Origin of the sequence: Tenacibaculum sp. HL-MS23 (genome assembly GCF_032463465.1) — a bacterium.
GTDB classification, from domain to species: domain Bacteria; phylum Bacteroidota; class Bacteroidia; order Flavobacteriales; family Flavobacteriaceae; genus Polaribacter; species Polaribacter bernardetii.
This window is the reverse complement of the sequence record NZ_CP135989.1, coordinates 131,932-146,793: the sequence shown is the minus strand read 5'-3', so window position 1 is coordinate 146,793 and position 14,862 is coordinate 131,932. Positions and strand designations below refer to the sequence as shown.

Annotated in this window: 13 protein-coding genes and 1 pseudogene; 7 read left to right on the top strand and 7 right to left on the bottom strand. The window is 30.3% G+C overall.

Features of this window, described 5'->3' with window-relative positions:
• Positions 1 to 4: 4 nt before the first annotated feature.
• Genes RRF68_RS00705 through RRF68_RS00675 form a run of 7 tightly spaced genes read right to left on the bottom strand, consistent with a single transcriptional unit; the run spans position 5 to position 8,313 of the window.
• Positions 5 to 1,507 carry a lipopolysaccharide biosynthesis protein gene (locus RRF68_RS00705; protein WP_275314636.1) on the bottom strand — a complete coding sequence of 501 codons (1,503 nt, stop codon included), beginning with the start codon at positions 1,505 to 1,507 and terminating at the stop codon, positions 5 to 7.
• Between the two features lies 1 nt (position 1,508).
• Positions 1,509 to 2,594, bottom strand: coding sequence for a non-hydrolyzing UDP-N-acetylglucosamine 2-epimerase (gene wecB / locus RRF68_RS00700; RefSeq protein ID WP_315944654.1), 1,086 nt, complete (start codon positions 2,592 to 2,594; stop codon positions 1,509 to 1,511).
• The gene (locus RRF68_RS00695) at positions 2,591 to 3,871 is read right to left on the bottom strand and encodes a glycosyltransferase family 4 protein (protein WP_315944653.1); all 1,281 of its coding nucleotides are present in this window, start codon (positions 3,869 to 3,871) and stop codon (positions 2,591 to 2,593) included. The genes wecB and RRF68_RS00695 overlap by 4 nt, the downstream gene beginning before the upstream one ends.
• A gap of 1 nt (position 3,872) precedes the next feature.
• Positions 3,873 to 5,045 carry a glycosyltransferase family 4 protein gene (locus tag RRF68_RS00690; RefSeq protein WP_315944652.1) on the bottom strand — a complete coding sequence of 391 codons (1,173 nt, stop codon included), beginning with the start codon at positions 5,043 to 5,045 and terminating at the stop codon, positions 3,873 to 3,875.
• Positions 5,046 to 5,063: 18 nt separating this feature from the next.
• On the bottom strand, positions 5,064 to 5,582 hold the full coding sequence (locus tag RRF68_RS00685) for a methyltransferase domain-containing protein (RefSeq protein ID WP_275314643.1): 519 nt from the start codon (positions 5,580 to 5,582) through the stop codon (positions 5,064 to 5,066).
• 32 nt (positions 5,583 to 5,614) lie between these two features.
• Positions 5,615 to 8,032 carry a YfhO family protein gene (locus tag RRF68_RS00680; protein ID WP_315944651.1) on the bottom strand — a complete coding sequence of 806 codons (2,418 nt, stop codon included), beginning with the start codon at positions 8,030 to 8,032 and terminating at the stop codon, positions 5,615 to 5,617.
• A 2-nt stretch (positions 8,033 to 8,034) separates the two neighbouring features.
• Positions 8,035 to 8,313: a DUF4834 family protein gene (locus RRF68_RS00675; RefSeq protein ID WP_275314646.1), complete on the bottom strand. Its 279-nt coding sequence runs from the start codon at positions 8,311 to 8,313 to the stop codon at positions 8,035 to 8,037.
• A 137-nt stretch (positions 8,314 to 8,450) separates the two neighbouring features.
• On the opposite strand from RRF68_RS00675, the gene RRF68_RS00670 reads away from it, so the two are divergent.
• The 7 genes and pseudogenes from RRF68_RS00670 (at position 8,451) to RRF68_RS00645 (ending at position 14,859) form a co-directional block, all read left to right on the top strand.
• Positions 8,451 to 9,833, top strand: a complete 1,383-nt coding sequence (locus tag RRF68_RS00670) for a transporter (protein ID WP_315944650.1) — start codon at positions 8,451 to 8,453, stop codon at positions 9,831 to 9,833.
• 18 nt (positions 9,834 to 9,851) lie between these two features.
• Positions 9,852 to 10,970 carry a GTP cyclohydrolase gene (locus tag RRF68_RS00665; protein ID WP_275314649.1) on the top strand — a complete coding sequence of 373 codons (1,119 nt, stop codon included), beginning with the start codon at positions 9,852 to 9,854 and terminating at the stop codon, positions 10,968 to 10,970.
• A pseudogene (locus tag RRF68_RS00660) lies at positions 10,970 to 11,679 on the top strand (16S rRNA (uracil(1498)-N(3))-methyltransferase). Before RRF68_RS00665 ends, RRF68_RS00660 begins: the two are co-directional and overlap by 1 nt.
• A 34-nt stretch (positions 11,680 to 11,713) precedes the next feature.
• Positions 11,714 to 12,607 (top strand): hypothetical protein, encoded by an 894-nt coding sequence (locus RRF68_RS00655; protein ID WP_315944649.1) that lies wholly within the window; start codon positions 11,714 to 11,716, stop codon positions 12,605 to 12,607.
• 38 nt (positions 12,608 to 12,645) lie between these two features.
• Positions 12,646 to 12,870: a helix-turn-helix domain-containing protein gene (locus tag RRF68_RS12795; protein WP_410016848.1), complete on the top strand. Its 225-nt coding sequence runs from the start codon at positions 12,646 to 12,648 to the stop codon at positions 12,868 to 12,870.
• A 449-nt stretch (positions 12,871 to 13,319) separates the two neighbouring features.
• Complete coding sequence (locus tag RRF68_RS00650; protein ID WP_315944648.1) at positions 13,320 to 13,961, top strand: DUF4159 domain-containing protein; 642 nt, start codon at positions 13,320 to 13,322, stop codon at positions 13,959 to 13,961.
• The gene (locus RRF68_RS00645) at positions 13,945 to 14,859 is read left to right on the top strand and encodes a bile acid:sodium symporter family protein (protein WP_218772937.1); all 915 of its coding nucleotides are present in this window, start codon (positions 13,945 to 13,947) and stop codon (positions 14,857 to 14,859) included. Before RRF68_RS00650 ends, RRF68_RS00645 begins: the two co-directional genes overlap by 17 nt.
• The last annotated feature ends 3 nt before the right edge of the window (positions 14,860 to 14,862 follow it).

Sequence of the window (14,862 nt, the reverse complement as noted above, 5' to 3'; positions counted from 1 at the left end):
CTAATTATTTAATATACCGATTAGCTAAATTATTCATTTGCTCTGAGACTGTTAGTTTTATTACCACAACTACATAAACCACTACTATTAAAACACTTTTTAAGATAATATTTATTATCGGATCAATCGGTGTGTTTTTAATAGAGAATTGAGGTATCGAGAAATTCCAATAATAAAATCCGAAAAACAATACGGCTATTATTAATAGCATTTTAAGAGTTTTCTTTGTGTACGGAAACATTTTTAATTTGCGATTAACAAACCAAAGCTTAAACGTATTAAAGAATAATACGGTTAACAATGTAGCTAAAGCCAAACCTTCGGTACCCATACCTATATCGTTATAAAAGAAAATATTTAAATAATACACCATAAATGCCATTCCTACTCCTACAGGCATGGTAATTTTATAAAATTTAGAGTTTTGAATTATCGCTCCGTTATTACCTAAAGACATTAAAAATAATTTAGCCGTAGATATTAGTAAAACCACCAATCCGCCACCTGCATAATTTTTATTTGGCATTATTTTAAACAATTCATCTACATTGCAGTTTACCAATATAAAGAACAGCCCACCAACTAATAATAAATTTATAGAGCTTTTTTCATACAAACTCTTTGTTTCTTTATCATTATTCTCATTAATAGATTTAGAAGTAAGCGGTTGTAATATTTGCCCCATTGCCCTACTCGGTGCTTCAATAAAAGTACCAATAAATAATGCAACACCATAATAAGCAGCTGTTGCCAAGCCGTCTTTACCAGGAATCATTACTTTGTCTATATCCAATACAAACGCACCTGCACTACCCGCTAAAACAATATAAAAAGTATACCTAAGAACCTCTTTAAAATTAAACGGTAACGATAGTGTTAACTTAGGTGTATATAGTTTAAGTGCATACAACATCATAAATATAGTTCTCGCCACGTAGGCAACTGTCATATAATACAAAAACTCTTGCTTGGTAATCAGCTCAAAACTTACTGCAAATAGCAATATCATAATCGCAGCTCTATTGTAAAGTTCTTTTAAAACATTACCAAAAACCGACTGCATTTGCACTTTTGCCCAAGAATAAAAAACTTCAAAATAAGCACAAGCTACTGCAATAATATAAATATAAACAGTATAATTCTCAATAATTAAGTTCCCTTCAACATTACTTTTTGCAACATATCCCATAATTAAATCATGAAAAAAGTCCCAACCAAAACCAACGGGCAATGCTATTAAAAGCGGTAAAAATAAAACCGAGCTTAAAAAACTATCTTTTTCTTTTTTAGTTTTGTAGGCTACAAAGAATTTGATAATTGTAAACTGAATACCTAAAGCAATTACAGGCATTAATAAATTTGAAGCAGCAAATACATACATTGCTAAACCATAATATTCATCTTTTAAAAAACGAGCATATAGATATATGGTGTTAATACCTCCTATTAGAAAACCTAAGTAAATTATAATGGTGTTTTTTAGCGACTGTCTTAATACGATTCCCAATTTATTCTTGAATTAATGCTACTATAGCTTTATATATTTTCTCCCCTACATTCTTACCATATAACGCTTCTTTAAATGTTTTTTCTGAATTTAAAAACTCGTTGAAAGCATTGGTTATTTTCTTCGGATGTGTTCCTGTAATTGTAGCATACTTATATGTTACCAGTTCTGTCCATTCGGTTTCCTCTCTCGCTATAATGCAGTGCTTTTTATTAAAAAACGCTTCTTTTTGGAGTCCTCCACTATCGGTAACCACCAAACTACATTTTTTTAACAATTCTAACATATCAAAATAACCAACAGGATCTATAAAAGTAATATTAGGCTGTAAATTATACTCAGCTAACATTTTTTTAGTGCGAGGGTGTAATGGCAATACTACTTTTTTTGTTGTGTTTATTGTTTCTAAAGCAGAAAAAACTTCAGTTAATTTCTCTTTAAAATCGGTATTTTCCTGACGGTGAATTGTCGCCAAAACAAATTCATTTTCTATTAGACCTAAATCGCTTATAATAGTCGATTTCTCTTCAGAAAACTGTCCGTAAAATCCAACAGCATCTTTCATAATGTCCCCATGCTGTTCTATCTTAATATCTAAATTATTAAAACCTTCTTTTTCTAAATTATCCATAGCAACTTGTGTAGGACAACTTAATAAATCAGCAATCCTATCTGTTATGATACGATTCACTTCTTCAGGCATTTGCATGTTAAAAGAACGTAAACCAGCCTCAATATGCACCACTTTTACATGTAATTTCTTAGCAGCTAAAGCTCCTGCAAGTGTAGAATTAGTATCACCATACACCACAACTGCATCCGGTTTTTCTGCTATTAAAATTTTCTCAATTTTTTCTAGCATCTGCCCTGTCATGGCACCGTGACTTAAACCGTTAATATTTAAATTATACTTTGGCTTTGGTATTTTCATTTCATCAAAAAAAACTGCACTCATATTGGCATCAAAATGCTGACCAGTATGTACAATTATCTCTTCAACCTCATTATATTTTTGTATCACTCGGCTTAACACAGCTCCTTTTACAAACTGAGGACGAGCGCCTAATATGGTAACTATTTTCTTCAAGAATTTATTACTTGTTTAAGTATTACTGATAGTTGTTTGGTTAGTTCTTTGCGATGGTATTGCTCGATATTTACAGATGAAACTTCTAACGAGTTTTGTTGGTATTTTTTATACAAATCACTAACTGTATTTTTTAATTGCTCTTTCTCATTAAAATCAACTATACTACCTGCGTTTGTTTTTGCTAAAATCTCCGCTAAATCACCATCTTCCGGACCAATTGCTAAGATAGGGCGTTTTGCTTGTAAATATTCAAAAATCTTTCCTGTTATAATTCCTTTAGCGCTTGGCACTTTATTTACCGCTAATAATAAAACCTGTGAAGCTCGCTGATACTGTTGTACTTCTTTATGAGGCACATAATTTATGCGTGTTACATTTTTAAAGTCGTATTTTTTTAAATCTGCTACAACATCATCAGATAACTTTCCAATCAGTTTTATTTCTAAATCGTTTTTAAAGTCGGTATTTTCTTCGGTTAATTCGGCCAATGCTTTCCATAACGTTTTCGGATTTCTATCTGCATTCATCAACCCGATATGTGTAATGGAAAATTTCGAATCTAAAACAGTTTGATTATTGGTGTTTTCATCAACATCATACCCATTTGTTACCACGTGTATGTTATCTGAAAACACCTCATAATTAGCCTTCATTGTTTTACCAACCACCAAACTTGCATCGGCATTTTTAAGGACTTCTTTTTCTAGTTGATGGTGTTTTTTTATCGCTTTTTTAGTTAATGGCAATTGATGAAAATAATCAATATCCGTCCAGGGATCTCGAAAATCTGCGATCCACTTTACATTTGTTTTTTTCTTTAAATGCAATCCGATTAAATGCAAACTATGTGGCGGACCTGTGGTAATAATTGCATCAATCTTATTTTCTGTCAAGTATTTTTCGAGGTATTTTACAGATGGTTTTACCCAATATTTTCGTGCATCCGGAATAAAATAATTAGCTCTAACGTATTGTAGTATTTTTCCGAAAAAAGTCGGATTCGGATTTAAAAAACCAGCACTTGTTTTGGTTTCTTTCTTTTTAAAGATTGATAAAAGATCATTTGGTTCCCAAATACCTTTTTTTATTACTTCAATATCTTTAGGAACGTCATTTGCTAAAGATTCGTCTATAATAGGATACTTAGCTTCATCAACCGTATATACTACAGGTTCTATATTAAAATCGCGTAAATATTTTACAAATTTTAACCAACGCTGCACACCAGAACCACCTGCCGGAATCCAATAATATGTAATAATTAGTACTTTCAAATTATAAATTATTGTATAAATCGATTAAACCTTCTGAAGTTTTATCCCAAGTAAATTCATTTTTAACAAAATTTTCTCCGTTTTTACCCAATTCTTCTCTTAAAGTAGGATTGTTATATAATGTTAAAACTTTATCCTCAAAATCTGCTACATTTTGTGCTTCATGCACCAAACCTCCGTTAATTTTTTCAATTAAATTTTTCTGAGCAATCGCGTTACTTACCAATAAAGGTTTTGCTAAACTCATATATTGAAACAACTTATTTGCATAAGCTACATCATGTTGAATATTACGTCGTAAAGGTGAAATACAAATATCGCTTGCTTTTATATAAGACGGAAATAACGATACGTTTTGCCAACCTTCAAAATCAACAAAACTCGATACTTTCAACTTTTCAACTTCTGCTTTTAAAATATAATCGGTGGTATTCTTACCTACAATTACCAATTTAACAGTCGGTATTTGTTCTTTTAATTTTACAACAGCTTTTATTGCCGTTAGTAAACCTCTACGAACATGCGTATCTCCCAGATAAAGAATTACAAAATTTTCTTTATACTTTTTGATGATGGCGGTATTCAGCTCAAAGGCATTGTAAAAAGATTTACGAATGGTATTTGGTACTAAAATTACTTTATTTCTAGCAATTTTAGTTCTAAGAACTACTTCATTAACGAACTCTTGAGAAACAGTAATTACTTTATCAGCCTTTTTAATAAATGCTTCTTCTTTTTGCTGCCATTTTTTTGGAGAAATGATATATTTTCCTGGAAATTTCTGCAAGTGCGGATAAAACTTCATCACCTCAGGCATATTATCATGCAAATCTAAAACGACAGGTAATTGCTGTTTTTTATTAGTTAAAAAAACTGAATCAGCGATTCGGATATCATGAATATGTATCGCTTCAATCTTATTTTGAAACAAAAAATCAGCAATCTTCTTTTTCATCAATAATGAATAAAAAGGAACGGTGTACGCTAAAGCGGATAGTTTATACTCCAACTTATTAGATTGGTATCGCTTAACATTAATTTGGTTGATCGTTTCTTCCTGCTGTTCCCCTCCATAAGTCAAACAAAACAAGAACACTTCATGTCCGTTTTTTATCAACTCAATTGCTTCATTCTCTACACGAGGATCTGGCGGAAAAACCTTATCCAATATCATTCCTATTCTCATTTACAACTACTTTCTTTCTGCGTAAACCGCATAATATCTCGGAATAAATTTCCTTAATATAGGTCTGAAACCTATTTTATTAACAGGGCTTGTCCATTTTTCTGACTCAACAATATTCCAGTCCGATTTGTCTAATAACCAATCAAATTGCCAATCTTCAAACTCATGATAATGTCTATCCCAAACATCCGTTTTACTTCTGTAGGCATTTGCGAACCATAATTTCAACGGAACAGTGGTAATTAATTTTGTTGCTTTTATTTCCTTTAAAATATTTAAAGGTGCCAACATGTGTTCGAAAATTTCAAACGATGTTACTGCATCTACTTCGTGCTCTTTTACAACATCAGTAATAAAATCTAAATCCTCACCTTTAGTATTAATCACGGTATAACCATGATTTTCCATAATTTCTGTAAACCTATTTCTAGTTCCTAAATCTAAAATAGTTGCTGGTGCAGGTAACACCTTCTCTAAAAATTTTATCGTGTGGTTATATCTCTTTTGAGGATAATATGTTTTCATTAATTTTTATTTAAAAAAATTGAATTCTAAATTTATTTTTGCTTTTTCTTACGAATTACAAACCAGCCAATCGGAATTAGCAATAATAACGCATAACAACATAATGTAATTATATTTCCGGTTCGTATTACGGTTGGTTCGTATTTAAATACAATTTCGTGTTTTCCTTTTGGTATATTCATACCTCTAAGTACATAATTAACTTGATAATGTTCAGTTTTAACGCCATCTAAATAAGCATTCCAACCATCTTTATAATAGATTTCTGAAAATACGGCAAACTGATTTTCTTGCGCAGCTGTTTTATAAACTAAGGTTGTTACATCATTTTTAATTAATGTAATTGTAGCTGTTGAATCTTTTTTGAATAGATTATTATAATCCATATATCCTTGTGGACTTCTTTTTAATTCTCGTCCATTAATTACAGCTGATGTTTTAGTATTTAAACTATCTAAAGCAAGTATCTCTTCATTTGCTGAATTTACTATTTTTAGAGAATTAACGAACCAAGCATTCCCGTTTGCATCGGTATTTTCCTGAAATTTATCATCACCAACAATAACGTATTTTGCATTTAGCATATTTAATATATTGATGTTATTTTTTGCTATTTGATAATCAAACAACTCTTGATAACGTTTCATTTTAGCAGCATGATAACCACCAATCGAATTATGAAAATACGATGTTCTACCATCTTGCATCGGATTTCCACCAAAATTGGCAACACGGTAATAACTTTTATCTTTTAAAATATCTTTATCAGCTTGGGTTGGTGTAAATGGTTTTAACACCTTTCTTGCTGATGTAAAATCTTCTTTATTTACGTATTTAATATCCACCGATACTAAATCGAAAACAATTAAACTCCCTAAAATAATTAAAAGCGGCACTTCTTTCAGTTTCCCTTTTAGATAAAACCACAACAAAGCTGCTGCTCCTGCAACTAATAAAAATGAGCGAATACTATCGTTAAATAACATTGTTTTTCTATCAGAAATTAAGGCATCTATTAAAGTTGGTAATTCTTGATATTGGCTATCTCTTAATCCTTCAAAAGCAAATAAACTAGATCCGAATATTGCGAAAAACAAAGTAATTCCGCCTAAAACATAAAATGCCTTTTTTAGCGCTTCTTCTTTTTCTTCGGATGTAGGTTTTGATGAAAAGAAATCTCTTAAAGCGATCATTCCTAATAACGGCACACACAATTCTGCAATTACCTGAATAGATGAAACCGCTCTAAACTTATTATATAACGGCACATAATCAATAAAAAAGTTTGTGATTACTGAGAAATTCTTTCCCCAACTTAACATGATTGAAAAAATAGTAGCGGCTACTAACCAATTTCTTAAACGTCCTTTTACTAAGAAAACTCCTAAAAAGAATAAGAAAAATAAAATAGCACCAATATATGCGGGCGCTTCAACAATTGGTTGCGTTCCCCAATAGGTTAAAACCTGATTTGAATAATCTTTGGCGACACTTTTACCTGCGTTTTGTTCTAAGACTTGATAAAAACTAGAATCTTCTCCTAATTTTTCAACCGTTCCTCCGCCCATAAAACGAGGAATTATTAAGTTAAAAGTTTCTGCAATTCCGTAACTATATTCGGTAATGTACGATTTATCTAATCCTGTAGATTTTTCTTTTGGTGATCCGTCAGAAGTAATTGTTAATTCCGATTTTCCTCGCGTACTAAAATCACCGTATTCCTTCATTGATAATAATCGGGTAGAATTTACGCCCAAACCGATAAACATTGCCACCAATAATACCGCTGCTTGTTTTGCGAATACTGGTAATGTTTTGGTTTTAAAAGCTTCTATAAATTCTACAATTGCCAATATCAACAAACAAAAACCTAAATAATAAGTCATCTGCGGGTGGTTTGTATATACCTCCAAAGCCATTGCCAAAGCTGTAATTACAAACCCGACTAAATATCGTTTTCTAAAAATATATAAAACTCCGGCTATTACCATTGGCATATACCCAATTGCATGTGCTTTTGCATTGTGTCCTGCTCCGAAAATAATTATTAAATATGTTGAAAACCCAAAGGATAAACTTCCTAAAATGGCAAGTTTCCAATCTACTTTTAAAGCAGTTAGTAACAAGAAAAATCCTAAGAAATATAAAAATAGATAATCTGCAGGACGTGGTAAAAAACGAATTGCTTTATCAATATAACGCACGAAATCATTCGGATAATACGCACTAACCTGATATGCAGGCATACCGCTAAAAGCATTTCCTAGCCAATAAGGTTCTTCGCCATTGGCAATTCTATAGTCTTTTACCTCTTTCGACATTCCTATAAATTGGGTAATGTCGCTCTGTTTTATTTGTTTTCCGCTTAAAACCGGATTAAAATATAGCAGCGATATAATTGCAAAAACAACAATTGTTATCGCATACGGAATCATTTTTTTATAATTCATGCTTAATCTATTTCTTCAAAATCAACATATTCTCCTACAGAATTATTGCTTTGTTTTGAATCTTGTGGTTTTTTATCTACAACAGTTTTTCCTTCATCAACAGTGCTTTCTTGTTGATTATTATATTGTTGCGCTGCTTTTTTCTGAACTTTATCTACCGCTTTTTTTAATAAATAAGGAGCAAATAACTTCACCAAAAATTTTAGCACGTAATAAACAAGTATAATTATTAATATAGTTCTTAAAAAATTCATAGGTCCAGCTTCATTTATATGTGTCATCTTAACTTTTAATAAAAAATTAATCAAAAATAACAATTTGAAGCAAAACGAAGCGTTAAGACTTTACAAAACTTATATTATATAGTAATTTGTATTTTATGTATGTTTGTACTAATTGTATTAATTGAATTTACAACATGATTAAGAAACTTCTTTTGTTTATTGCTTTTTTGTCAACTTTGGTTGTAAATGCCCAATACACAACGGTTATAAACTCTAACCGTCCGGGGTTTTCTGAAAGTCCGTACAGTGTAGGTTCTGGTGTATATCAGTTTGAAACTAATTTGTTTTTTAGAAAAATAAACGCAACACCTACTTTTAGCAATCCAGAAGCTTTTGGTTTGAATTTATTATTTAGAACTAGTTTTTTTTCTGAAAAATTAGAATTCAACTTAAACACGAGTATTCAAAGAGATAAAATAGCTTTTAAAAACCTATTCGAATCCTCTTACAACAAGGTAGGATTAGGAAACTTAACATTAGGTGCTAAATATTTAATATACGCACCAAAATACAACGACAAGAAAAAAGAAATTAGAAGTTGGAGAGCAAGACATTCTTTTGATTACAAAAGATGGATTCCGCATATCGGTATTTATGCTGGATTAAATTTTGGAAGTCTCTTAAATGAACCACATAAAGAAGGAGGTATTAGTCCGAAGGTTGGATTATTACTTCAAAATGAATTTTCTAGTAAATTAAATGTGGTAACAAATATTTACTATGATAATATAGGAACCGATTTTAGCGAACTGTCATATATTGTTACGGGTACTTATAATTTTAATGATTATTGGTCTGGATTTGCGGAATGGCAAGATATTTTTGAAACCTACGAACGTAAAAATAATATTGGTGTTGGTGCTGCCTATCTTTTTAGTGAAAACATGCAATTTAATGCAGCTGTTAGAAGTAACTTTAATCAAGACGAAATAGGTATTACAACAAGTATTGGAGTTTCGTACAGATTAAACAGACACAAAGACAAATTCCTTGAGGTAGATGAGTTTGGTAATAAAATTGAAGCACAAAAAACTACTAAATACACTCAAAATAAAGGTTTCTTTGGCCGCTTGTTTGATAACATAAAAGGACTATTTAAAAAGAAAGACAAACAAACTATAACGATAAAAGAAGGCGAAAAAGAAGAGGAAATAACTATTGACAAACCAAGAAGAGAACGCTCTAAATCGTTAGTTGATGTTATTGTTAAAGAAGATATAAAACAGAAGAAAAAAACAACAAAAGCAGAAAAGAAAGCAGCTAAAAAAGCTAAAAAAGATGCTGAAAAAGCTGTTAAAAATAAAGAAAAAGAACGTTTAAAGCTCGAGAAAGAAATAAAAAAACTTGAAGAGAAGGAAGCCAAAAACAAAGAAAAAGAGCGACTTAAACTCGAAAAAGAGGCTATAAAAGAAGCCAAACGTAAAGAAGAAGAACGTTTAAAGCTTGAGAAGGAAATAAAAAAATTAGAAGAAGACATAAAGAAGGAAGAAGAAAAAGAGCAGAATAAGGACAATTAAAAATCTTACATTTGCTGTATGATTAAAATTAAAGAAATAACATCAAAAAAGGAAATGAAACAATTTGTTAAATTTCCTTTTTCTCTTTATAAGAATAATAAAAACTGGGTTCCTCCTATTATAAGTGATGAAATTGACAATTTCGACTCAAACAAAAATCCTGTTTTTGAAAACGCAAAAGCTAATTTTTTAATAGCTTTAAGAGATGATAAAATTGTAGGAAGAGTTGTTGCTATTATAAACACGTACGAAGTCGAAAAACAACACATTAAAAAAATACGATTCGGTTGGTTTGATGTTATTGATGATGTAAAAGTTACAGAAGCTTTACTCGATAAAGTTAAAGAAATAGGAAGAGCGCACAACCTCGAATATATGGAAGGGCCTGTTGGCTTTAACAACTTAGATAAAACCGGAGTACTTGTTGAAGGTTTTGATCATATTGGCACCATGATTACTTGGTACAACCACCCTTATTATTCGAAACATTTTGAGCAGCTAGGACTAAAGAAGGAAAAAGAATATTTAGAAAATAAATTTCTTTTTAAAAATGTAGATGGCGTAAAGTACGGAAAAGCAAGTAACATCATTCAGAGAAGGTACGGTTTAAAACCGTTAGATTTTACATCGACCAAGGCTATTATGCCTTATGTTGATGAAATGTTTGAATTGTTTAGCAAAGCCTACTCAAAATTATCCACTTATGTACCTATTTCCGATGCTCAAGTAACACACTTTAAAGAAAAATACATCAGTTTTATCAATCCAGAATACATAAAGTTTGTGGTAGATAAAGATCATAAACTCGTTGCTTTTGCTATTGTAATGCCTTCTTTCTCTGTAGCTTTACAAAAAGCAAACGGTAGCCTTTTTCCTTTCGGACTTTTTCATTTATTAAACGCTAGAAAAAATTCAAAAGACGTTACCTTTTATTTAATAGGTGTAGCGCCTGAATACCAAAACAAAGGTGTTTTTGCTATTATTTTTAAACAATATTGTGATACTTTTTCTAAAAAAGGAATCGTAAATTGTATTAGAACTCCGGAATTAGAAGACAATACCGCTATCCATCAAATATGGAAAGACTTTAATCCGACTACACACAAACGACGAAGAACTTATAAATTAAATTTATAATGCAGTTATTTTTTAATCCCAATATCACTCCAGACACTAAACAGATTAGGTTTGACAAAGAAGAGAGCAGGCATATTGTGCGTGTTTTAAGAAAAAAAGAAGGTGATATATTACACATTACAAACGGTAATGGTTTTTTGTTTTCAGTAGAAATAGCAATTGCAAGTGATAAAAAATGCCTTGCAACGGTAATAAAAAAAGAAGAAAAACCTAATAACAGGGATTATTATTTACACGTAGCTATTGCACCAACTAAGAACAATGACCGGTTAGAATGGTTTTTAGAAAAAGCTACCGAAATTGGTATTGATGAAATTACCCCAATTATTTGTGATAATTCGGAGAGAAAAGTAATTAAGATTGAGCGATTATCTAAAATTGTACAATCTGCCATGAAACAATCTTTACAATTTACCTTACCAAAACTTAACGACCCTGTAAAATTATCAACGTTTATCAAACAAGATTTTACAACACAATTATTCATAGCACATTGCGAAGAAAAAAAGATGAGAACTTCTTAAAAGATGCTGCTACTAAAAGTGCTGAATACACTATTTTAATTGGACCGGAAGGTGATTTTTCAACAAAAGAAATAGCGCAAGCTTTAACGGCTAAGTTCACTCCTATTTCACTAGGAAAAAACCGTCTTCGTACAGAAACTGCTGGTTTAAATGTGGTTCAGAACATTGCTTTTATAAATCAATAATTCTTTTTTGTATATTTGATTTAAAACATTGCTTTTGGATACCTCCACCCTATTTAATTTCTTTTTACTTATTAGTGCTTTGCATGGTTTTGCTTTTAGTATTATACTTTTCTGTTCAAAAAACGGAAGAGAAAAAAGTATGCTTTACTTAAATTTATTGATACTTACCATATCCTTAAATAATATTCAGTCTTGGGCTTTAGAATTAAAACTATTTCAACATAAATTCTCATTAGATTACCTACAGATACCTTGGCATTTTTTAGCAATGCCATTTTTGTACATGTTTCTAATAAACTATTTAAGCCTATCTAAAAAATCATACAATATCTTAAAGGTAATGATTCCTTTATTTTTTGTGATAATAGCGGCACAAATTACTTTTGTTTTCAATTACAGTAATTCTCCTTCTCAAGAAAAGTTAAACTACATATATGAACGCTATACATCTTTCGAAGAGATGTTTAGTCTATTTACTTCTTTAGGTATTTTTATATACTCCTTTTTTATTCTTTATAAAAAAGAAAAATTTTTTACCAAAATACTATCTTTTGATAATTTAAAGTGGATACATACATTTTTTCAACTTACGGCTGTAGGTTATATATTATGGATACTTGCTTTAATTATTAAAGTAAATATGAATTTTACCGGTTTTATATTTTCATATTATCCGCTTAGAGCTTACACTACAGTACTTATTTACTGGTTAGGTTACCAAGGATTTAAGCAAATAAGAATATTAAAAGAACGTAAACACATAAGAAAATCATTATTAATTAATTTAAATAATGATGTTGCTGAAGATTTTAAATTAAAATCAGAAGAAGTATCTTCAGAGAAACACAAGGAGCAATTTATAGAAATAGATGCTTTTATTGATAAAAAAAGAAATACTTATTATCAAAATATACGCTACAAAACCTAGCAAAGGACACTAAATTAAGTTCAAGTACACTTTCTTTAATTATTAATAACATAGCTGGTAAGTCTTTTACCGATTTTTTAAATGAAAAAAGAGTTAAACAAGCTAAACTACTTTTATTAGACACTGATTACGCTAAATATACAATAACCTCTATAGGTTTAGAATCTGGTTTCAACTCTAAATCAACATTTTACACCGTATTTAAAAAACATACAGGTTGCACACCTGTACAGTTTAAAGAATCTAAAATAACAGTAAGTTAGCCTTAAAAAAAGAACAAACAAGTTCGAAATCATCCAAATTGGATGATTTCGAACTCTTATTTTTTAAATTGAAACTATATTTGACGTAGATATGAAATATTTAAGAACTTAAAATTTTTGAAGGGGTTTTATTTTTTAAAAATCATATTTGAAAAACGTATTTGGGGTAATTCTCAAAGATGAAAAAGAACAAGAAAATTAAAACACCAATATCTTTATTGGTGTTTTTTGTTATTTGTAAAACAAACACATTTTAATTATTAAATTAACAAAAAAAAGTTAATAAATTTTTATTTATTCAAAAAAACACATATATTTGACCTATAATTTATATTATATGTTGAAACATTTAAGGGGAATTTTCAACTATGCATAATTCCTTAACAGGAAAAATTTAAACACCAATAGAAATATTGGTGTTTTTTGTTATATTGCTGTTAAAATTCTAAATGAAAAACAGACTAACTCTTATCCTTTTATTTTTTTGCTCTGTTAATTTCTCTCAACAAATTGCTATTTTAAAATACAAAGGAGGCGGTGATTGGTATGCAAATCCAACGGCATTACCTAACTTAATAAAATTCAGTAACACTAACACAAATACATTTATTGATACTGATATTAATACCATAACACTAGAGGATGATACCATTAATAATTATCCTATTATTTTCATGACCGGTCATGGCAACGTATTTTTCACAAATGAAGAAGCCACCAACCTTAAAAACTATTTAATCTCCGGTGGTTTTTTGCACATATCAGACAATTATGGATTGGATAGCTATATACGAAGAGAATTAAAAAAAGTTTTCCCAAAAAGTGAATTTCAAGAAATTCCGAATAACCACCCAATCTATAATCAAACATTTAACTTTACTAAAGGATTGCCAAAAATTCATGAACACGATAAAAAACCGGCTCAAGGATTTGGTCTTTTTCATAAAGGTCGTTTAGTTGTTTTTTATGATTATGAAAGCGATTTAAATGATGGTTGGGAAGATGCTGCAATTCATAACAATCCTGAAGAAACTAGAATAAAAGCTTTTAAAATGGGATCAAACATTATAGAATATGCTTTTAAAAATTAATGACCTACAAATAGATAGTATCAAAATAAATTTTGATACTGAAGGTTTATGGCTTTTAAATATTGCCATTGCTATAATTATGTTTGGTGTTGCGTTAGGTATAAAATTAGAAGATTTTAAACGGCTTTTAAAAAAACCAAAAATTGTTTTTGTAGGTGTACTTTCTCAGTTTATATTGTTGCCTGCTGCTACTTTTTTAGCTATTATTTTAATACAACCACACCCTAGTTTTGCCCTAGGAATGATGATGATTGCAGCCTGTCCTGGCGGAAATGTATCTAACTTCTTTAGTAAGATGGCTGGTGGTAATGCTGCTTTATCTGTCAGTTTAACTGCTTTTGCAACACTTTTATGTATTGTAATGACTCCTCTTAACTTACATTTTTGGGGAAGTTTATATGAACCTACAAACGCTATTTTAAAGACGGTAGAGTTGAATCCGTTTGAGTTATTTAAACTTGTTTCTTTAATTTTAGGTATTCCATTACTATTAGGAATGCTTATAAAACATTATCATTCTGAAATGGCTAATAAGATAGAGAAGGTTTTAAAGCCACTCTCTATGACCGTGTTTATCTTATTAATTGTAATTGCTTTCTCTCAGAATTTATCCATTTTTACGAATTATATTCATCATGTATTATTCTTAGTGGTTTTTCATAATATCTTTGCATATGTACTTGGATACTCAACTGCCAAAATTTTTGGTTTAAACAAATCTGATTCTAAAACAATTGCCATAGAAACCGGCATTCAGAATGGTGGATTAGGTTTACTATTAATATTTGGATTTTTTGAAGGCTTGGGTGGAATGGCGCTACTAGCTGCCTTTTGGGGTATTTGGGATGTTTTCTCTGGAATGCTATTAGCCACCTATTGGGGAAGAAAAAAACAATAACAA

Coding starts and splice junctions, on each gene's coding strand:
- RRF68_RS00690 (WP_315944652.1), bottom strand. CDS start 5,045: ATGATATTGGATAAGGTTTTTCCGCCAGATCCTCGTGTAGAGAATGAA.
- RRF68_RS00685 (WP_275314643.1), bottom strand. CDS start 5,582: ATGAAAACATATTATCCTCAAAAGAGATATAACCACACGATAAAATTT.
- RRF68_RS00680 (WP_315944651.1), bottom strand. CDS start 8,032: ATGAATTATAAAAAAATGATTCCGTATGCGATAACAATTGTTGTTTTT.
- RRF68_RS00675 (WP_275314646.1), bottom strand. CDS start 8,313: ATGACACATATAAATGAAGCTGGACCTATGAATTTTTTAAGAACTATA.
- RRF68_RS00670 (WP_315944650.1), top strand. CDS start 8,451: ATGATTAAGAAACTTCTTTTGTTTATTGCTTTTTTGTCAACTTTGGTT.
- RRF68_RS00665 (WP_275314649.1), top strand. CDS start 9,852: ATGATTAAAATTAAAGAAATAACATCAAAAAAGGAAATGAAACAATTT.
- RRF68_RS00650 (WP_315944648.1), top strand. CDS start 13,320: ATGAAAAACAGACTAACTCTTATCCTTTTATTTTTTTGCTCTGTTAAT.
- RRF68_RS00645 (WP_218772937.1), top strand. CDS start 13,945: ATGCTTTTAAAAATTAATGACCTACAAATAGATAGTATCAAAATAAAT.